Raw genomic sequence first — 19,904 nt, forward strand, 5'->3', positions numbered from 1 at the left:
CGGCGAAGCTGTCCCAATTCTTTGAATACAACGGGGATAAATCCCCTCGCCACAGATGAGTCTCTCTAGCCACAGATAAGTCTCTCTAGCCACAGATAAGTCCTCAGCCACAGATTTATCGCTCACCATAAATCCTCTGCCATCAACAATCTTGTTGCTTCGCGTATCAATCCAGCATCAACACCTTCGCCAATACAATCTTCGGCCCTTTCATCTTCTTGATGATGATGCGCAAACCTTCGACTTCCAGCACTTCCTCTTCTTCCGGTACGCGCTTGAGGCTGTCGTAGACAAGCCCCGCCAGGGTTTCGGCTTCCACATGGTCCAGGTCAATGCCCAGCAGGCGCTCGACCTTGAACAGCGGCGTATCACCGCGAACCAGCAATTTGCCCGGCTGATAAGCGAGGATCCCGCGCTCGGCCTTGCGGTGTTCGTCCTGAATGTCGCCAACCAGCACTTCCAGCACATCTTCCATGGTCAGGTAGCCGATGATATTGCCATCGGCCTCTTCAACCAGCGCGAAGTGCGAGCCGCCCTTGCGGAACTGCTCGAGCAGTTGGGACAAAGGCATGTGTCGCGATACCCGCTCCAGCGGCCGGGTCAGTTCGGCGAGGTTGAAGGACTCGGGAATGTGGTCCAGCGCGGCCAGTTCCAGCAGCAGATCCTTGATGTGCAACAGGCCGACGAACTCTTGCGTGTCGCTGTCGTAGACCGGATAGCGGCTGAACTTGTGGCGACGGAACATCGCCAGGATTTCCTTGAGCGGTGCGTTGAATTCGAGCATCACCAGGTCTTCGCGGGAATTGGCCCAGTCGACCACCTCCAGTTCGCCCATCTCCACCGCTGACGCCAGCACACGCATGCCTTGGTCGCTGGGGTCCTGGCCACGGCTGGAGTGCAGGATCAGTTTCAATTCTTCACGGCTGTAATGGTGCTCGTGATGCGGGCCGGGTTCACCCTGGCCGGCAATCCGCAGGATCGCATTGGCGCTGGCGTTGAGCAGGTAAATGGCCGGGTACATCGCCCAGTAGAACAGGTACAGCGGCACGGCGGTCCAGAGCGACAGCAGCTCGGGTTTGCGGATGGCCCAGGACTTTGGCGCGAGCTCACCGATCACGATGTGCAGGTACGAAATGATGAAGAAGGCGGTGAAGAACGACACGCCCTTGACCACTTCGGCAGATTCCACGCCCGCCGCGCTCAGGACGGGCTCGAGAATGTGCGCGAACGCCGGCTCACCCACCCAGCCCAGGCCCAGCGAGGCGAGGGTGATGCCCAATTGGCACGCCGACAGGTAGGCATCGAGCTGACTGTGCACGGTGCGCAGGATGTGCCCGCGCCAGCCGTTTTTCTCAGCGATGGCCTCGACCCGGGTCGAGCGCAATTTGACCATGGCGAATTCCGCCGCAACGAAAAAGCCGTTGAGCAAAACCAGGATCAGAGCAAAAAGAATCATGCCGAAATCGGCGAAAAGTGTCGCGAGGGTCAAGCCAGGGGAAGGGTCCATGATGGAGTTTTGCGGGTTCCGTGTATTCGAAAAGGGGATTGATGCGGTGCCTGAAAGGCAGGCACAAGTCAGCCAATGTAGCGGCTGACTCGGCGATTGCCTAGTGGCGAGTGCTCGCCGGTATCAATCGATCGGGCTGATCACCAGGGATTTGCTCACTTGGGCCGGCGCGAAATGGCAGGTGAACGTACTGCCGTGGCCCGGCACGCTGCTGATTTCCATGCGTGCTCGGTGGCGTAACAGCACGTGTTTGACGATCGCCAGGCCAAGGCCCGTGCCGCCAGTGTTGGAATTGCGGCTGGAGTCAACGCGGTAGAAACGCTCGGTCAGGCGCGGCAGGTGTTTGCTGTCGATGCCGATGCCCGAGTCCTGCACGCTCAAGTGCGCCCCTTGCTCGTCGCCCCACCAGCGGATGCGGATATTGCCTTCAGCCGGCGTGTACTTCACAGCGTTGAACACCAGGTTGGAAAATGCGCTGCGCAATTCCGCTTCGCTGCCCTTGAGCAGAATCGTCGGATTGGCTTCCAGTGTGATGTGCTGGTTCTTCTGACCGGACAACTGCTGAGCGTCGCTTTTGATCGACTGCAGCAAGCCGTCGATGGCGATCGGCTGGTTGTCCGACGGGTAATCGGTGGCTTCCAGTTTGGCCAGCAGCAACAGGTCGTTGAGCAGCGTCTGCATGCGCCCGCCTTGCTGCTGCATCTGCTGCAGGGCGCGGGTCCAGCGCGGGTTCACTTCCTCGACGTTGTCGAGCAGGGTTTCCAGATAGCCGCAGATCACCGTCAGCGGCGTTCGCAATTCGTGGGAGACGTTGGCAATGAAGTCCTTGCGCATCTGCTCCAGCTGATGGATGCGCGTCACGTCGCGCACCAGCATCAAATGCTCGTTGTTGCCGTAGCGGGTGATGTACAGCTGAATGCGCACGCGATCGTTGGTCGGCGAGGGGATTTCCAGCGGCTCGGCGTAGTTGTCCTGCTCGAAATATTCCTTGAAGCGCGGGTGGCGTACCAGATTGGTCACCGGTTGGCCGCTGTCCTGCGGGGTTTTGAGCCCGAGCAAGGTTTCTGCCGCGCGGTTCCACCATTCCAGGTTGCCATCGCTGTCGAGCATGATCACTGCGTCTTTGAGCGCAGCGGTCGATTCCTGGACCCGATCGATCACCGCTTGCAGACGCCCGCGCACGCGTTGGTCGCGGCGTTGCAGATGATAGATGCTGTCGAATACCTCGCCCCACAGGCCGTAGCCATCTGGCGGTGCTTCATCGGGTTTGTGCAGGCGCAGCCATTCGTGCAGCCGCAGCAATTGCTTGAGGGTCCAGGCCAGATAAAGGCCCAGCCCCGCAGCGAGACTCCAGCCGTAATAGCCCGTCAACAGGCCGATCACCAGGCAGACGGTGACCAGCAACAGCATGTGGCGAATCAGGATGCCATGCCAGTTTTGGTTCACGTGTACGCGCGTCCTTGTCAGCTCGTCGGGCGGTGAATAGGTGGATCAGGCTTTGGTGGAAAACCGATAGCCGGTGCCGCGAACGGTTTGTACCAGATTTTCGTAAGCATCGCCGAGGGCTTTGCGCAGACGACGGATGTGCACGTCGACGGTGCGCTCCTCGACATATACATTGCCGCCCCAGACCTGGTCCAGCAACTGCCCACGGGTGTAGGCGCGCTCCTGGTGGGTCATGAAAAACTGCAGCAGGCGATATTCGGTCGGGCCCATCTCGGCAGGTTTGCCGTCGATGGTCACGCGGTGGCTGATCGGGTCCAGCAGCAGGCCGCCCACTTCAATCGGCGCTTCGCCATCGGTCGGGCCAGCACGGCGCAGCACGGCTTTGAGGCGCGCGACCAGTTCGCGAGGGGAGAACGGTTTGGTGATGTAATCGTCCGCACCGACTTCCAGACCCTGAATCTTGTTGTCTTCTTCGCCCTTGGCCGTGAGCATGATGATCGGGATGTCCCCGGTCAGCTCATCACGCTTGAGGCGGCGCGCCAGTTCGATGCCGGACGTGCCAGGCAGCATCCAGTCGAGCAGAATCAGGTCTGGCTTGCGGTCGACGATGATCGCGTGAGCCTGTTGCGAGTTCTCGGCTTCCAGGCAGTCATAGCCAGCCATTTCCAACGCAACGGCGATCATTTCGCGGATGGGCGCCTCGTCGTCGACGATCAGAATGCTCCTGCCAACCATGCGTTAATCCTCTTGTCATTTAACTGTCTTGCGCCGCATTAGATAACGGAATTATTGCAGTCGTGTGACAGTATTTTAGTCGCCCAGCGTTTGCAGGGATCCTGAACTAAGCTCTAAGTCCGAATCCTGACAACCACAAAAGGAAGGTTTCCATGAAGCACATCGCTCAATCCTGCAAGGCTTTAATGCTGGCGGCTGCGCTAACGCTGCCGACGATGGCCTTTGCTGAAGAACCGGGCATGGTTAAAGACGGCATGTTGGTAGACCACAAAGGCATGGCGCTGTACACCTTCGACAACGACACGGGCGGCAAGTCGGCGTGTACCGGCAAATGTGCAGAAAACTGGCCGCCCCTGATGGCGACTGAATCAGACAAGCCCGAAGGCAAGTGGACGACTATCACGCGTGACGACGGCAAGATGCAGTGGGCATACGACGGAAAGCCGCTGTACTACTTCGTTCAAGACAAGAAGCCGGGCGACAAGACAGGCGACAAGAAAATGGACAAGTGGCACATCATCACCAACACCGGCGCAAAAATGTAAGTGCCAATTTGTAGGAGCCGGCTTGCTGGCGATGGACGTGAACGATGACGCGCATCTGTCTGGAAAACGCGTTGCCTTCTAAACCGATCGCCAGCAAGCCGGCTCCTACAAGGTGTTACGGCGGCCTCAGCGCAACGCGTAATCCAGCACAATCCCGACGAAAATCGCCAATCCGGCCCAGTGATTGTGCAAAAACGCCTTGAAGCAACGCATCCGGTCTTTGCCGCGGGTGTACCAGAACTCCCAGGCAAAGCAGCCTGCCGCTGCCAGCAAACCCAGGTGGAACCAGCCGCCCAGTTCGAACTGCGACCCCGCCAGCAGCAGACAACCCAGCGCCAGCCCTTGCAAGGTCAGAATGATCACCCGGTCCGCCTCGCCAAACAGAATCGCCGTGGATTTCACGCCGATCTTCAAGTCGTCATCGCGGTCGGTCATTGCGTAATAGGTGTCGTAGCCCACCGTCCACAACAGGTTGGCGATGTACAGCAACCACGCTGCCGCCGGCAGTTCCCCGGTTTCGGCGGTGAACGCCATCGGCATCCCCCAGGAAAACGCTGCACCCAATACCACTTGCGGGTAATAGGTGTAGCGCTTCATGAACGGGTAACTGAAGGCCAGCGCCAAGCCGCCCAGCGACAGCCAGATCGTCGTGGCGTTGGTGCACAGCACTAGCACGAAACTCACGCCCATCAGCAGCGCGAAAAACACCAAGGCTTCTTTGGAACTGATCCGGCCGCTCACCAATGGCCGCTGTTCCGTACGCTTCACATGGCCATCGACCTTGCGATCCGCCCAGTCATTGATCACGCACCCACCGGCACGGGTCAGCACAACGCCGAGCACGAAAATCACGATGTTGGCCATCGACGGCGAGCCTTCACCGGCAATCCACAACGCCCATAAGGTCGGCCACAGCAGTAGGTAAATGCCGATCGGCTTGTCCATGCGCGTCAACTGAATAAAATCCCAGGCGCGTGGATTCAGGCGATTGAGGGACTTGAGCAGGCTTTGGTACATCAGCAATTCTCCGGATGCGCGCGAGCGGCGAGCCACAGGGTCGGCAGGAAAATCTCGGCTACCAGAACGCTCAACGCGCCGCGGTCGAATCGCGAGCGTCGGCCCCACAGATCAGCGGCTCGGCATTCGCTCGGCAGCCATTGCTCAGGGTAGTGACACACTTCGATGGCCCGACGATGAAACGCCCGGTCGCAAAACAGCAACTCGCCCAGCGACCGACTGCCCAGTTCATCCATGTGCAAACCATCGCCCTGCAATGCGCTGCGCGACGCCACGCTGCGGGCGAAGACCCAAGGCTCACCGTGGCCGCGCAAATACACCTCGCGCACCCAGCCTTCACTGCCTTCAGCCAGGCCCAGCGCCGCGCATTCGTCGTCGCGCAGCGGTTGCCAGCCTTCGAACAGGGGCGTGACGCTGAACGCGTCATTGGACAGGCCGGTCAGCCGACGCGTCAGCGAACCTTCGTCGAACAGCCAGTCCAGCGTCGGGGCATCGGGGAGGGGTGTCAGTTGGCTTTGAGGCAGCCAGAGTGGGGCGTTTGAGTGATGCACAATGAGTCATTATTGGCAGCAAATGAGGCGGCGAGCTTACCATGTCACTCGGCGATTTTGATTGATCCAGCCGGCCATTGCGTTGAACAGGCTTGCATCTGCCGGGTCCGATCAGTACAAAACGCCCTGAGCCGGACGGCAACGCTGCACCCATCGACCGTTCGCGCCGGTAATAGTCTGAATCCTGAGGATGTACCTGAATGAAAAAGTGGCAATGTGTAGTCTGCGGCCTCATCTATAACGAAGCTGACGGCTGGCCGGATGACGGCATTGCGCCGGGCACCCTGTGGCAAGACGTACCGGAAGACTGGCTGTGCCCGGACTGCGGCGTCGGCAAGATGGATTTCGAAATGATCGAAATCAACTAAGACTTTAAAAGGGAGTAAGGCATGAACGCACCTGTCGTGATCATCGGCACTGGCCTGGCGGGTTACAACCTGGCCCGGGAGTTTCGCAAACTTGATGGCGAAACCCCGCTGCTGCTGATTACCGCCGATGACGGGCGTTCTTACTCCAAACCGATGCTCTCCACCGGGTTCGGCAAAAACAAGGATGCCGACGGCTTGAGCATGGCCGAACCCGGCGCCATGGCCGAACAATTGAAAGCCGAAGTGCGCACCCATACGCGCATCAGCGGCATCGACCCGGGCCATAAGCGCTTGTGGATCGGCGAAGAGTCGGTGATTTATCGCGACCTGATCCTGGCGTGGGGCGCCGAAACCGTGCGCGTGCCGATCGAAGGCGATGCGGCCGACGCGGTGTTCCCGATCAACGACCTCGAAGATTACGCACGCTTCCGTGCAGCAGCGGCGGGCAAGCGTCGGGTTCTGGTGCTGGGCGCGGGGCTGATTGGCTGTGAGTTTGCCAACGACCTGATCCTCGGTGGCTACGAGGTGCAACTGGTTGCGCCGTGTGAACAGGTGATGCCGACCTTGCTGCACCCGGCGGCGGCCGCTGCTGTTCAGGCCGGGCTGGAAAGCCTGGGTGCGCGGTTCCATCTCGGCCCGGTACTCAATCGATTGCAGCGTGTTGCTGATGGCCTGGAAGCGCATCTGTCCGATGGGCAGGTGATCCCCTGCGACGTGGTGGTTTCCGCGATCGGCCTGCGTCCGCGCATTGATCTGGCGGCGGCCGCCGGTTTGCAGATCAATCGCGGCGTAATGGTCGACCGTCACTTGCAAACCTCGCACGCCAATATCTATGCCTTGGGCGATTGTGCCGAGGTCGATGGGCTGAATCTTTTGTACGTAATGCCCCTGATGAGTTGTGCGAGAGCACTGGCGCAAACCCTCGCCGGCAATCCAACGGCGGTCAGCTACGGCCCGATGCCGATCACAGTGAAAACCCCGGTCTGCCCACTGGTGGTGTCTCCGCCGCCACGGGGCGTGGAAGGTGTCTGGAGCGTTGAAGGGCAGGGCGTTGACATCAAGGTTTTATGCCGCGATGCCACGGGCCAATTACTGGGTTATGCCCTGACTGGCACGGCTGTGATGGAAAAATTGGCCCTGAATAAACAGCTTCCAGCCTTGCTGGCGTAAATACAGGTCGTTCTGTCGGAATCACCCCTCTTTTGCCCTCACAAAGGTCGCGCCGAGACTGGCGCGGCACCTCGCTGCATGCCATCCTCATCCCCGTCTGCCGCAGAGTAGAGCACCTGCGGCGCTTTGGTCGCTGTCCCAACGAGGACAGCACGGACATAACAACAAAAAACCGTCAAAGGGGCTTCATATATGCGTAAACCAGAACTCGCCGCCGCCATTGCTGAAAAAGCAGATCTCACCAAAGAACAAGCCAACCGCGTTCTCAACGCCGTCCTCGAAGAAATCACCGGCGCCCTGCACCGCAAGGACAGCGTGACACTGGTCGGCTTCGGCACCTTCCTGCAACGCCACCGCGGCGCCCGTACCGGCAAAAACCCACAGACCGGTGAGCCAGTCAAAATCAAGGCCAGCAATACCGTTGCGTTCAAGCCTGGCAAGTCGTTGAAGGACAGTGTTAATCCGTAATCGAGACTCCGGCCCGCCTTGCGCGGCAGCGGAATAAAAAATGGGCACGCCAACCGGGTTGGGTGCCCATTTTTTGTGGCTGGCGAAAATGATGCTGATCGGTGTAACGCACGAATCTGTAGGAGCCGGCTTGCCGGCGATGCGGTCTGTCGGGCACATGAGCCTGGATGCTTACGCCGCATCGTCAGCAAGCTGGGTCCCGCCCGTCACCCGTCCCGGCTTTGTTGCCTGGCGAAAATGGCCGCCATCTCCGGCTCATTCAAATGATCCAGCGCTCGCTCTACCAACAACCGAACGCCGTCAGCCATGCGGCTGAGCGCCAGGGCTACGGAACGGCGAGAACCGTCCACGTCGTCGGCAAGACCGGCGGCGATGGCGCTGATGGACAACAGGTCTTCCGAGGCATTGGCGAGCAGGGTTTCGGTGTTGATGTTCGGGCACACGCTGAAGAGCTGGCCGTCAGTTTTTGGCGATTTTGCTTCGGCGGGCGGGAAGTGATGGTCGAGGGCGCGCTCGGCGGCGGCGTTGAGTTTGGTGGGGTCGGTGCTTTCGTAGGGAGAGACTGGGTCGGGCGGGTTTGGGGTGACTTTGAACATGCTCTTCAATTCCCGAAGTGATGCTACCTACACTTCGCCGACTAAACGAAGGGTGGCGGCTGTACGCAGGTTAGTCGGACCGGGGAATTGAAGAAGCCGGCGCACCCGAAGGTGCCCTGCGCACAGCCACCATCAAAATGCAGGAGTGAAACTGCCTGCTTGACGGTCGCTCGTACAACTTCAATTCCAGCGGGCGACTAAACCCGATCACTGAGGATCAGTGACAGGAACCAAGTTACCGACCAGCCCCAAAGCGCACAAGCCGGCGGATTCTGGCGTAGCTGTAGGCAACGACGCAAGGTGTTGTAGCTCTCAGGACGTAACTCTGGGTCGTTTTAAACGAGCATGATTGAGCGCCGTTTAAACTGCGGCGAGACAGCACTCTTTGATCCCAGCATGAGGTCAATTCATGAGTAGGAATCCAGATCAAACGCTGCGCCAGTGCCCGGCGCGCGCCCTTCCAGAATGGCGCTAATGGCTTCGTCATCGCGCAATGTGGGCGGCGGGGCCATGGCGAGTTGTTCTTCCGCGGTATTTTCCGGGTGGGCCTTCCAGCGCGGCAGGTTCTCTGAGAGAAATTCCGGGTGGTTTGCAGCTTGCCCGTAAACCTTGCTCACGGTAGCTCTTTCGCCATGCAGCTTTTCCAGACGAACACGCGTTATTTGCAGCTTGCCAATTTCGTCTCTGAGCGGCCTCAGGTTGTTTTCATTGGTTCGTCGATAGGCATCAGGACGGGCTTCACGGTCGGATTTCTCCAGCTGCCATTGCATGCTTCGCAAGGCGTTGTTAACCCATTCGAATTCACGAGTGGTCACCAGCTCCCGCCCCGTCTCCAGAGATTCCTGGCAGCGACGCAGCACGGCCCAGCTGTTGGGGATGTAACCGCCGACCATGAAGTGGTTGTGAACGTAAAGGCTTGGCTCGAAAGCACGATGGGTGGGCAGGCCGTTTTTTTGCTGGAGTATTTCATTGCAGGCTTTATTAAGAATGGCATCGCAGCCCGGGTCCCAGAGGATCTGCGACAGACGACCGTCCTCAAGTCTCATCGGCATAAAGTGATGTAGCGTGCCGTGATGCGCATAAGCTGCGCCGCTGAGATTGGCGATCCCGGCGAAAAATATCGAAATACCCAGCGGAGCATTAACAAAGCTGACGGCGAGACCTGCGCCATACACTTTCAATTTAGTGTCCATGCCAATGCCCGGAACACTGGGAATCGGGTCGTTGAAATTGACCATGCGATGGTGGGTTAGTCCACCGGCACCCTCTACGAAGGTCTGGTCGGCGGCACGTGGAGCGCCGTAGGTGTAGAGCAGTGGGTCATAAGTAAAACCTTCCCGCCGCCGCAACATTTCAGCCAACAGCAATGCAATGGCTCCGCCCAGGCTGTGGCCGGTGACGATGATTTTTTGGCCGCTGTAGAATTTATCCAGGTAGGTAGTGGCAAACTCTCGGACCGCTTGCGCTGCTTCATAAAATCCACTGTGCGCTTGTCCAACTCCGTCGCCCGCCTCAATAGGTACCTGCTCGGCATCGATGTCACGGAGCAGATCACTCCCTCCAGCGGTTCCTCGTACGGCGACCAAGATCACCTCATCGTTATGAGTGATGAAAGCCTGGGTGTCGGTACTGTTGTTTGATGAATTTGTATCGTCGAAAAAGTGCACGGTGGCGGGGTTTTCCTGTGAGTCTCCCAACTCTGGATCGTTTTGTTCAGGGTACAACTGCGGGTCAAACGGTACGACTTCCAAACGTTTGGAATAGGGAACGTCTTCATAGAGCGGGTAGTACGGGTTATTCGGTTTTTGATCTGCAGCGACCTGCCAAATCTCATCGCTTTTGGCCAGAGCGTCTCCGAACCAGTTGCCGCTGCTGGGTTGCAACGGAAAGGTCACGGCGTCACTCATCACCGGTTGCTCATCAGGGTTCTGGCCAAACGGGGTATAACTCAAGGTTGCCATCAGTGCGAGCTGGTAGAGGTTTAGCGCGCAAAATTCGTCACTCGTCGAGAGCATCGGGCGCAACGCTCGCAATGGGCGCACTTCGAGTACATGGTGCTTGTTCGACATCAGCGGCAGGCCGAAACGCTTGGCCAGCTCAGGCTTGTAGCCAGCGCTGCCTTTAACGGGTAATGGTCGAAATAGCTTAAGTACATGGAAGTTGGGACGGAAATGGCGTGCGGCCAGAGGTGGTAGGTGCGCTCCGTATTCCACAAGTTCACGCACTTCCACTTGGTGAAATATCCCTGCATTCGCCGCGTCTTGTGCAGGATTGGATTGCGTACGCATGCCGGATTTATTAAAGAAGCGAGTGTTCTCGGCACGCACTTGTAGTTCGGTGATGGGAAGTGGGTAGACTTTTCGCTCAATCAAACGCTCGTACGGCTTTTCTACACCTCGATACGGTTGACTCAATCGAAGCTCCACAGGGCCACAGTAGTGATTTACCACTTCGCCGGAGCCCGTCGCATCCAGCGTCCCGCTATAGATAATGTCTTCGTGATCGACGAGCTGATACGCCAGTCCCGCGTAAGGCTGGCCGTTGCCAAATTCGTCCACTAACTGAAAGCTGGTTGAATGTTCTCGCAATGGGCAAGCCAAGATTGTCCCATCCATGGAGGGTCTATCGCGCTTAGAGAGTGCAAGGCTCATGGGATCAACTCCTTGTTTTCCGTGCAACTGGGGTAAATGGTGCAGGTGTCGCGTCCATCCGGCATTCGGAAGGTGCTGAAGTCCTTGTTATTACCATTGCAAAACGCATCTTGGTCTTCAAAGCTTTCGCCCATGCAACGCTTCCAGCCATTGGGGAACTTGACCCAGGTATCGCCCATGAAAGGCTCTTCCACGTCAGCCTGTGTGATCCTCAAACGCACAGTCTTACCCGGCAGTTGATCCAGGGTATACGCGGCAAACGGATTACCTCGGGTCAATTTCCCCTGAGCATCGGTGTCCTTGCAGTCGAGGATTTTGACGATGCGGCGCAAACTGCCCGAAGTGCGAAACAACCACTGACACTGGCCGTGCAGTTCGCTTTCACCCGTTGCGTTGAAGGTGTCTTTGAGGTGCTCAGATAGCGTGGGCCGCACCGCTATTTTGCCGACGTCCATGCCGAAATCAGCAACGTGTTCTGCATAGATCGCGTAAACATTCAGGTTCACGCTGTACAGCATCAACGGACATCCACTGACCGTCCTGTACAGCTCAACTTCAGAGTTTTGTTGGTAGTTCTTACGCCACTTCCGATTGAACACGACGTGTGTACCCTTTCCGCCAGGCACGGTGCATTTTTCTCCCGAAGCGGGAACGTATACCGCGGTTGCTTTGTAGAAAAAGTCTGGAGGTAAATCAGCAGTCAAAGTAAAGGTCGCTGAATTACCGATGACTGAATTACCAATAGCGGAGCAGCCGAGGGCAAGTGCGAGAAAGCTGCCAGCGATAAGGCTTCTAACAATGCGTTTCATACGTGGGCATCTCTTGCCATCCATGGATGGCCTGTCTCGCTGAAGTAGCGCAAGGCTCATGGGGTCAACTTCTGGTTTTCAGTGCAACCGGGGTAAATGGTGCAATCGTCGCGGCCATCCGGCATACGGAAAGTGCTGAAATCCTGGTCGTTGCCGTAACAGAAAGCGTGTTGGTCTTCAAAGCTCTTGCCCATGCAACGCTTCCAGCCATTAGGAAACTTTATCCAGGTATCGCCCATGTAAGGCTCTTCCGCGTCAGCCTGTTTGATCCTCAAACGCACAGTCTTTCCCGGCAGCTGATCCAAGGTATACGCGGCAAATGGATTACCTCGGGTCAATTTGCCCTGAGCATCGGTCTCCTTGCAGTTGAGTATTTTTACGATGCGGCGCAAGCTCCCCGAAGTGCGAAACAACCACTGACACCGCCCGAACAGTTCGCTTTCACCTATCGCGTTAAAAGTTTCTTCAAGGCGCTCAGGCAACGTTGGTCGCACCGCAATTTTTCCGACGTCACTCCCGAAATCGCCTCGGTCTTTTCCGTACTTCGCGTAAATATTCAAGTCAATGCTATACAGCACCAGCGGACAGCCGCTCACTGTTCTGCGTAGCTCCACTTCAGAGTCAGGCTTGTATTGAGTTCGCCATTCCTCAACGTTGAAACCAATCTGAGTGTTCCTTCCTCCAGGCACAGTGCACGTTTCACCTTTGGCCGGCACATAGTTGGCCCGTGCCGCATAAGCGAAATTTTCCGGCAACTCGGCAGTGAGGATGAACGTATTGGATGAGCCTGTTGCGGAGCAGCCCACGGTGAGGCTTGCACAACTGCCAGCGATAAGGCTCATAACGATGCGCTTCATACCGGCGCATCCCTTTGCATAGACATCACCTGCTGACTCACCCTCTCAAAATGTGCCGCCGGATCCTCTTCCGGTTTCGGCTCCCAGAATTTGGGCGGTAGAAAGCCCGGTGTATGCAGGCATCCGGTCAACATAAAATGGACCTGCTCCGGCTGCTGCCAACCCCATAAATGGCCCAGTTCAAGCAAACCCCATAGCCAGTCATCCACATTCAGGACGGCGGCAACGGCTGCCAGGGCTTCGGTATGCTGGCCAACCAGGTAGCGGCGGGTGTTATCAAACTGCACATTGGCGTAAACCATGTCCGGGGTTGGCGTGTGTAACCACGCCGGCTCGTCCGGCAGCGGATGCTCCCCGGGGTCAGGGTTGTCCGCTACCGTCCATTGTTCAGCGTGCCAGTAACAGACGCTGGCGAGAGGGCCGAGAAAGCCCGGGCGCTGTTCCGGTTGCAGGTGGGCGAGGGCGCGGCCCAACACGCGGTTATCGTGCACGCGATACACCGCCAGGCTCGGCCGCGCGCCGGTTATCAATCGATTGCGCCAGTGACCGGTCAGGATGTCCAGGTCTACGTGGCTGGCACTGGCCAGCCAGCCCCAGTGACGCTCGGGCGTGGCGAGCAGGGCCTGAATGACGGGATGTTTGACGCTGCCCACTCGAAACAGAAAAGGTCCGGATGGCGCCAGGGCACCAGCCACGGTTCCGGAGTAAACACTGCGGTACTGATCAGCTCCCAACGCCCTCGCCAATGCCACGCGCTCGTCAAGCTGGCCGTCACTGTCGAGCATCAGATAGAGATCCCGCGCGCTGCGGGATTGTTCATGCAGCCACTGTTCGAGTGTGTTCATGCGACTTCTCCAATGCTGCATTGACCCGCCAGGCACGCCTCGCACAGCGGGCAATAATCTGCCGCCCGCTGTCGGGCGCTGTTTAGGATGGACATAGGGCTGGCGATGACAGGTGCAGGCTCGCTGGCCTCTGCCTGCCGCGCTTGCAGTGGCGGCACGCCGATCATCGGCGAGCCCCCCTCGACCAAAGCGACGCTGCTGAAAATCCCTGCCGCATTGATCACGATGTGATGCCCACCTGCAGAGAGCGTCAGGCTTGTGCCCGCATTGATCACCACGTTGCTGGCGCTGACATGAACTTGCTGCCCAGCCTGAATCACCAGCGTACCGGCAGACGTCATGCTGCTGTTGCCGCTGACAGTGAGCAGCTCATCAGCGCCGATTACCGTGCTGCGCGCACCTTGAGTGGTGTGGAATTCGTCGCCCTTGATCAGGCTCGAGCTGTTGCGATCGACCTGCTCGAAGCGGTCGTTGTTGATCAGGCTGTGGCTGTCGTTGAGGATCAGTTGCTCGATGTCACGTTGCGCGCGCAGATAGATTTTTTCCTGCCCGGCGCGGTCCTCGATCGAGAGCTCGTTGTAGCCGCCGTTGCGCGGCGAGCTCTGGCTGCGGAGCACTGTTCTGGTTTTGTTTTCGGGTAACGGGTGCGCGACAGAGTTGACCTTGTTGGGCACACAGCCAGTAATCAGCGGTTTGTCCGGGTCGCCTTCATCAAATGTAACGATCACTTCCATGCCGACGCGCGGGGTGCTCACCGAACCAAACCCTTCGCCTGCCAAACTGGTCCCGACCCTTAACCAGCAACTGCTTTTTTCACTGTTGAGTTCTGCGCGATCCCATGGGAATTCAACGCGGACCCTGCCGAATTCATCGCAAAAAATTTCTTCGCCGGGTGGTCCGGTGACGCGCGCGGTCTGGCAGACCAGTTTGGGTTTGCTCTCAGGAAACGGTGGGCGATAGGGCACGTACGCCCCTATTGCGCTGAAGCTGTTGCGGTAGCCTTGGGTGAAGCTATTGGCGGAGGATTCGTCGCTGATCAGGGCTTCTTCCAGCGATTGCGGCTGCTTGCCTTCATGCTGAACGCTGATCAGCAACCACTGGTCATTGCAGGCCGCGCGCGGGTGTTCGATCAGGTCGAACAGGTAACCGCTGCGCAGTGTCGGCTGATCGCCTTTACCGTGGACCAATTGATAGTCGCGACGGTGACGTTCCAGCGCCAGCCGCGCGAGGCGCTTGCCGTGCTTTTCGGTCTCCATCCACAGCGGATAACCATAGTCTTCCAGTGCGGGGGTGAACTCGGCGGTGAAGCTGCTCTCCAGCAACGCACTCGGTCGTTTGAAGTCATAGTGGCGGCGTGTGGTTGTACTGGTGCGAGTGCTGAACGCCACGGCGAAGCGGTTGATGACAGGATGGTCCGGGACCATGCCAGCCTCTTGCAGATAAGGCGTCGGCGCCAGCGTGGGGAAAAATACCTGGTCGTCGGTGAACACCAGCAAATGCATTTCAGGAGAATGCTGATGGTGCCACGCGATCCCGTCTTCAGCGCACAGACGCTGGATGAACTCGAAATCGCTTTCCCCATATTGAGTGCAATATTCGCGCTTGGCGCTGGTGCTGACATGGAAAGTGAACACATCCGAATGAATGCCATGTTTGTGCAGCACCTGGGTCACGATCTGCGGCACGCTCAGATTCTGAAAAATCCGTTGATCGTGACTGAACTGCAAGTAGTGCAGGGCTGGAACAAGGGAGAGGTGGTACCGGGTCAGACGCTTGCCCGGTTCTCCTGCCAACACGTCTTCGATGCGACCGTGGATACCTTCATGGTCAAGACCGAACTGCAGAAATGCCGGTTGACCGAGCAGGCATTCCAGATCGAAATCCGTGTGTTCGCTCACCACTTCCACGCGAATGGAATAGAGCGTGCTGATGGCTTCGCAGCCTTCGAAAGCCAGCACTTTGAAGTCGTGTCGAATACCAGGAATGTGCAGAGTGAAAAGCGCGGGGGCTACAGGGTTGAACATTACGCTTGTCCTTAAGCAACGTGGATTTAAGCGTGATGTCGATCGTCCCTGATCAGCCACGCGTGCTGAATTTCGACGGAAGTTATCAAGGCCTGAAATATATTGATGTGAGAAACATCGCCTGCTTTTGTCGGAGTCTTCTGATACTGGAAGTTTCTAACCGAAAGTAGGAAAGTGCTGTAGGCGTTGGTCCAGAAACTTTCTGGATGGCAACTAACGACGTCTGCAACGGACTTTGGGATCAAGCGTGATGATTGGCTGAGTGATATCGAACTAATGGCATTTGGCGTCCGCCAAGTGCCACTTAAAATTTATTCCCGAAATACCGCATTTTCGGAACGGTCCTACTTCTTTTTTGTTTCGAGTTTGTCATGCTCTCCCACGTTTTCAGGTGCCAGAAAATCCAAATCATCTGTGTTGGCGGACTGCACCGCTCTGGAGCAAGGGTTTCAGAGGGGGATTCGGTCAGGCTGACGGATCGGGAGTAGCACTCAGGGATTCCCCTGCGGCATATAAGGGAATCCCTTACAAACATAAGTGCGTTTCGTCTTGTTATGTAATCGGATGCTTGCTAGTGGCCATCATCGTGAGTACGATGCGCGCACTTGTAAGAGCACGATCTCAATTGGATGAGACTCATCGCAGCTCTTGATACGGTTTCCACGCCCTCTGTATTCCAATTGGCGTAAGACTGTAATCCAAACCAAAGGCCAGGGATGTCCTACTCAAGCAAACTTTCCGCTCATTACCTCGAACTCGCTAAAGCCTCTGTTTCCAAAGAGAATTTCGCGGGCGAAGACGTTCGCTTTTCGAGCGAATACGAGGGGTTGGAAAGCGAGCTGAGCAAGGCCTCGTCGATGCACGAGAGCGGCCAGATCGACTGGCTGAAAATCCGTGAAAACAGCGAAAACCTGTTGCGCACCCAGTCCAAGGATTTACGGGTTGGCGCCTGGCTGACCTGGGCGTTGTATCAGCGTGAATCCTTCCAGGGTTTACTCGCTGGCCTCGGGTTGCTGCACTACCTGTGCGAACACCATTGGCCCGAGCTTCATCCAGCCAAAGCCAGAACCCGCGCCGCCTCGGTCAGTTGGCTGGTGCCGCGTCTCGAACAGGTGCTGACCGAAAATATCGCGATCAAAGAGCAACTGCCGATGTTCCGCCGTCTGGTGGAACATCTGGAAGGCCTGGACGCTGCCTGTACTCAACACCTTGGCGACGATGCGCCCTTGCTGCTGCCGCTTTCCCGTCGTCTGAAAAGCATGGTTCAGCGCGCTGCCGACAACCAGCCGGAGCCCGGTGTGGTTGGCGCAGCGGTGGCTCAGGTCAAGCAAGCCGCCACGCAACTGTTCACCCCCGGCGCACCGATCGACAACGAAAAAGAAGCTCACAAGGCACTGCGCGCTCAGCAGGAAAACGCGCGCCCATTGTGCGCCTGGTGGCTCAAGCAGAAAGCCACTGACCTGCGCGCCCTGCGCCTCAATCGCACGCTGCTGTGGTTGCCCATCGACGCCGTCCCCGAGCGCAACGCGGAGCAGATCACCGTGCTGCGCGGCTTGCCCATCGACAAGCTCAAGGCCTACCAGGAACGATACGATCAGGGCAAATATGCAGACCTGTTGGTGGAACTGGAGGCGAGCCTGGCGAAGGCGCCGTTCTGGTTCGATGGCCAACGAATGGTCTGGGAGTGCCTGCAGGGGCTCAACGCCGAGCTGGCAATGCGCGAAGTGGAAATCCACTTCGCGCTTTTGATTCAGCGCCTGCCCGGCATCATCGAATTGCGCTTCCACGACGGTGCGCCGTTTGCTGATCCGGCCACCCGCGCCTGGATCAGTGGCAGCGTCATGCCGCATCTGCAGACGGCCAGCGCACCGCGCAAAACCGAAGTCGCCGATACCCAGCCGGCCTGGGAACTCGCCCTCGAAGAGGTCTTGCCGATTCTGCGCAAGGAGGGCCTTAAGGCCGCCGTGCAGATTCTCAAGCAAGGCCTGCAAAGTGCTCAAGGCGGGCGCGTGCGCTTCTTCTGGCAGTTCGCCCTCGCGCGGCTGTGCTTCATGGCCAAGAAATACGAACTGGCCAGGACTCAACTGGAAACTCTTGACCAAACATTACAGGACTCAGGCCTGAACGCCTGGGAGCCCGATCTTGCGCTGGAAGTGCTGCATTTACTGCATAGCTGCTGCGAGTTGTTGCCGCAGAACCATGCCGTCCGTGAACGCAAGGAAGAGATTTATCGCAGGCTGTGCCACCTCGACCTCGAAGTGGTACTCGAATAGGCCCCCGGGCCACAACCGCAAGGAGAAAAGCCATGGCCAAAGAAGGCTCGGTAGCCCCCAAGGAACGCATCAACGTCACGTTCAAACCTGCCACCGGTGGTGCCCAGGAAGAGATCGAACTGCCGTTGAAACTACTGGCAATCGGTGACTACACCCATCGCAAGGACGAACGCAAAGTCGAAGATCGCAAGCCGATCAGCATCGACAAGACCACCTTCGACGAAGTGCTGGCAAAGCAAGAGCTGAGCCTGACCCTGAGCGTGCCGAACCGGCTGCAGGAAGAGGGCAGCACTGAAGAGCTGGGCGTTCAGTTGCGCGTCAACTCGATGAAAGACTTCAACCCGGCTTCGCTGGTCGATCAAGTGCCCGAGCTGAAAAAACTGATGGAACTGCGCGATGCGCTGGTGGCCCTCAAAGGCCCGCTCGGTAATGCCCCTGCGTTCCGCAAAGCCATCGAAGGCGTGCTCGCCGACGACGAATCCCGCGGTCGCGTACTGGGTGAGCTGGGCCTGAACGCCGCAGCTAAAGACGCCTGAGTCCCCATCAGCCAAGGAAGCCAACGCTATGAGCAAGAGTGCAGCGCAGCAAAAAAGTACCGAGAACGGCGAATACAGCATTCTCGACAGCATCATCGCCGAGACCCGCCTGACGCCGGATGACGAAGCCTACGACATCGCCAAGCGCGGTGTGTCGGCCTTCATCGAAGAGCTGCTCAAGCCGCAGAACAGCGGTGAGCCCGTCAAGAAAGCCATGGTTGACCGCATGATCGCCGAGATCGATGCCAAGCTCAGCCGTCAGATGGATGAGATCCTCCACCACCCGGATTTCCAGTCCCTGGAGTCGTCGTGGCGTGGCCTGCAGTTGCTGGTCGATCGCACCAATTTCCGCGAAAACATCAAGATTGAAATCCTCAACGTCTCCAAAGAAGACCTGCTGGACGATTTCGAAGATTCGCCGGAAGTGATGCAGGCTGGCCTGTACAAGCACATCTACACCGCTGAATACGGTCAGTTCGGTGGTCAGCCAGTCGGCGCAATCATCGCCAACTACTACATGTCCCCAAGCTCGCCGGACGTGAAACTGATGCAGTACGTGTCCAGCGTTGCCTGCATGTCACACGCGCCGTTCATTGCTGCGGCCGGCCCGAAATTCTTCGGTCTGGAAAGCTTCACCGGTTTGCCGGACCTGAAGGATCTGAAAGATCACTTCGATGGCCCGCAGTTCGCCAAATGGCAGAGCTTCCGTGAGTCGGAAGACTCCCGTTACGTTGGCCTGACCGTTCCGCGTTTCCTGCTGCGCAACCCGTACGACCCGGAAGAAAACCCGGTCAAATCGTTCGTGTACAAAGAGACCGTTGCCAACAGCCACGAGCATTACCTGTGGGGCAACACGGCTTACGCGTTCGGCACCAAGCTGACCGACAGCTTCGCCAAATTCCGCTGGTGCCCGAACATCATCGGCCCGCAAAGCGGTGGCGCGGTTGAAGACCTGCCGTTGCACCACTTCGAAAGCATGGGCGAAATCGAAACCAAGATTCCTACAGAAGTCCTGGTGAGCGACCGTCGTGAATACGAACTGGCCGAGGAAGGCTTCATCTCCCTGACCATGCGCAAAGGCTCCGACAACGCGGCGTTCTTCTCCGCAAGCTCGGTGCAGAAGCCGAAGTTCTTCGGCATCAGCGCAGAAGGCAAGGCTGCAGAGCTGAACTACAAGCTCGGCACCCAACTGCCATACATGATGATCGTCAACCGCCTGGCTCACTACTTGAAAGTGCTGCAGCGCGAGCAACTCGGTTCGTGGAAAGAACGTACCGACCTCGAGCTGGAACTCAACAAGTGGATCCGTCAGTACGTGGCCGATCAGGAAAACCCGAGCGCCGAAGTCCGTGGCCGTCGTCCGCTGCGCGCTGCCCAGATCATCGTCAGCGATGTTGAAGGCGAGCCTGGCTGGTACCGCGTCAGCCTGAACGTGCGCCCGCACTTCAAGTACATGGGTGCCGATTTCACCCTGTCGCTGGTTGGCAAGCTGGACAAAGAGTAAAC

General features: G+C 57.9%; 18 protein-coding genes. 7 read left to right on the forward strand and 11 right to left on the reverse strand.

Annotation, left to right across the window (positions count from 1 at the left end):
• Positions 1-166: 166 nt before the first annotated feature.
• From DU29_RS0103340 to phoB, 3 genes are all read right to left on the reverse strand, one after another.
• Positions 167-1,507: a hemolysin family protein gene (locus tag DU29_RS0103340; protein WP_028620434.1), complete on the reverse strand. Its 1,341-nt coding sequence runs from the start codon at positions 1,505-1,507 to the stop codon at positions 167-169.
• Positions 1,508-1,630: 123 nt separating this feature from the next.
• Positions 1,631-2,917 (reverse strand): phosphate regulon sensor histidine kinase PhoR, encoded by a 1,287-nt coding sequence (gene phoR, locus DU29_RS0103345; RefSeq protein ID WP_236645568.1) that lies wholly within the window; start codon positions 2,915-2,917, stop codon positions 1,631-1,633.
• Positions 2,918-2,998: 81 nt separating this feature from the next.
• On the reverse strand, positions 2,999-3,688 hold the full coding sequence (gene phoB / locus DU29_RS0103350; protein WP_007896474.1) for a phosphate regulon transcriptional regulator PhoB: 690 nt from the start codon (positions 3,686-3,688) through the stop codon (positions 2,999-3,001).
• A gap of 152 nt (positions 3,689-3,840) precedes the next feature.
• Between phoB and DU29_RS0103355 the strand changes: the two genes are divergently transcribed.
• Positions 3,841-4,233, forward strand: coding sequence for a COG4315 family predicted lipoprotein (locus DU29_RS0103355; RefSeq protein WP_028620436.1), 393 nt, complete (start codon positions 3,841-3,843; stop codon positions 4,231-4,233).
• A gap of 126 nt (positions 4,234-4,359) precedes the next feature.
• On the opposite strand, the gene ubiA is transcribed toward DU29_RS0103355, so the two are convergent.
• Together ubiA and DU29_RS0103365 are read right to left on the reverse strand one after the other, a co-directional pair.
• On the reverse strand, positions 4,360-5,250 hold the full coding sequence (gene ubiA / locus DU29_RS0103360; RefSeq protein ID WP_028620437.1) for a 4-hydroxybenzoate octaprenyltransferase: 891 nt from the start codon (positions 5,248-5,250) through the stop codon (positions 4,360-4,362).
• Entirely contained in the window at positions 5,250-5,801 is a 552-nt protein-coding gene (locus DU29_RS0103365; protein ID WP_028620438.1) for a chorismate--pyruvate lyase family protein, read from the reverse strand. Before DU29_RS0103365 ends, ubiA begins: the two co-directional genes overlap by 1 nt.
• Before the next feature lie 200 nt (positions 5,802-6,001).
• Between DU29_RS0103365 and DU29_RS0103370 the strand changes: the two genes are divergently transcribed.
• The 3 genes from DU29_RS0103370 to DU29_RS0103380 all read left to right on the forward strand — a co-directional run bounded on the left by DU29_RS0103370 (position 6,002) and on the right by DU29_RS0103380 (position 7,807).
• Positions 6,002-6,169, forward strand: coding sequence for a rubredoxin (locus tag DU29_RS0103370; RefSeq protein ID WP_007954349.1), 168 nt, complete (start codon positions 6,002-6,004; stop codon positions 6,167-6,169).
• Positions 6,170-6,190: 21 nt separating this feature from the next.
• Positions 6,191-7,339 carry an NAD(P)/FAD-dependent oxidoreductase gene (locus DU29_RS0103375; RefSeq protein ID WP_028620439.1) on the forward strand — a complete coding sequence of 383 codons (1,149 nt, stop codon included), beginning with the start codon at positions 6,191-6,193 and terminating at the stop codon, positions 7,337-7,339.
• 192 nt (positions 7,340-7,531) lie between these two features.
• Positions 7,532-7,807, forward strand: a complete 276-nt coding sequence (locus tag DU29_RS0103380) for an HU family DNA-binding protein (protein ID WP_003213368.1) — start codon at positions 7,532-7,534, stop codon at positions 7,805-7,807.
• Between the two features lie 206 nt (positions 7,808-8,013).
• On the opposite strand, the gene DU29_RS0103385 is transcribed toward DU29_RS0103380, so the two are convergent.
• The 6 genes from DU29_RS0103385 to tssI all read right to left on the reverse strand — a co-directional run bounded on the left by DU29_RS0103385 (position 8,014) and on the right by tssI (position 15,589).
• Positions 8,014-8,403: a DUF6124 family protein gene (locus DU29_RS0103385; protein ID WP_028620440.1), complete on the reverse strand. Its 390-nt coding sequence runs from the start codon at positions 8,401-8,403 to the stop codon at positions 8,014-8,016.
• A gap of 407 nt (positions 8,404-8,810) precedes the next feature.
• Positions 8,811-11,054 (reverse strand): lipase family protein, encoded by a 2,244-nt coding sequence (locus DU29_RS0103390; protein ID WP_028620441.1) that lies wholly within the window; start codon positions 11,052-11,054, stop codon positions 8,811-8,813.
• Positions 11,051-11,863 carry a hypothetical protein gene (locus tag DU29_RS0103395; RefSeq protein WP_028620442.1) on the reverse strand — a complete coding sequence of 271 codons (813 nt, stop codon included), beginning with the start codon at positions 11,861-11,863 and terminating at the stop codon, positions 11,051-11,053. Before DU29_RS0103395 ends, DU29_RS0103390 begins: the two co-directional genes overlap by 4 nt.
• 56 nt (positions 11,864-11,919) lie before the next feature.
• The gene (locus DU29_RS0103400; protein ID WP_028620443.1) at positions 11,920-12,720 is read right to left on the reverse strand and encodes a hypothetical protein; all 801 of its coding nucleotides are present in this window, start codon (positions 12,718-12,720) and stop codon (positions 11,920-11,922) included.
• Positions 12,717-13,565, reverse strand: coding sequence for a DUF4123 domain-containing protein (locus DU29_RS0103405; protein ID WP_028620444.1), 849 nt, complete (start codon positions 13,563-13,565; stop codon positions 12,717-12,719). Before DU29_RS0103405 ends, DU29_RS0103400 begins: the two co-directional genes overlap by 4 nt.
• Positions 13,562-15,589 carry a type VI secretion system tip protein TssI/VgrG gene (gene tssI, locus DU29_RS0103410; protein ID WP_028620445.1) on the reverse strand — a complete coding sequence of 676 codons (2,028 nt, stop codon included), beginning with the start codon at positions 15,587-15,589 and terminating at the stop codon, positions 13,562-13,564. The genes DU29_RS0103405 and tssI overlap by 4 nt, the downstream gene beginning before the upstream one ends.
• A gap of 716 nt (positions 15,590-16,305) precedes the next feature.
• Here tssI and tssA point away from each other — a divergent pair.
• From tssA to tssC, 3 genes are read left to right on the forward strand one after another with little or no spacing between them, the layout of a single operon-like run.
• The gene (gene tssA, locus DU29_RS0103415; protein ID WP_028620446.1) at positions 16,306-17,862 is read left to right on the forward strand and encodes a type VI secretion system protein TssA; all 1,557 of its coding nucleotides are present in this window, start codon (positions 16,306-16,308) and stop codon (positions 17,860-17,862) included.
• A 32-nt stretch (positions 17,863-17,894) separates the two neighbouring features.
• Positions 17,895-18,398 (forward strand): type VI secretion system contractile sheath small subunit, encoded by a 504-nt coding sequence (gene tssB, locus DU29_RS0103420; protein WP_028620447.1) that lies wholly within the window; start codon positions 17,895-17,897, stop codon positions 18,396-18,398.
• 28 nt (positions 18,399-18,426) lie between these two features.
• Positions 18,427-19,902, forward strand: a complete 1,476-nt coding sequence (tssC, locus tag DU29_RS0103425; protein ID WP_028620448.1) for a type VI secretion system contractile sheath large subunit — start codon at positions 18,427-18,429, stop codon at positions 19,900-19,902.
• The last annotated feature ends 2 nt before the right edge of the window (positions 19,903-19,904 follow it).

Origin of the sequence: Pseudomonas sp. Ant30-3, from assembly GCF_000690905.1 — a bacterium.
Classification (GTDB): Bacteria; Pseudomonadota; Gammaproteobacteria; order Pseudomonadales; family Pseudomonadaceae; genus Aquipseudomonas.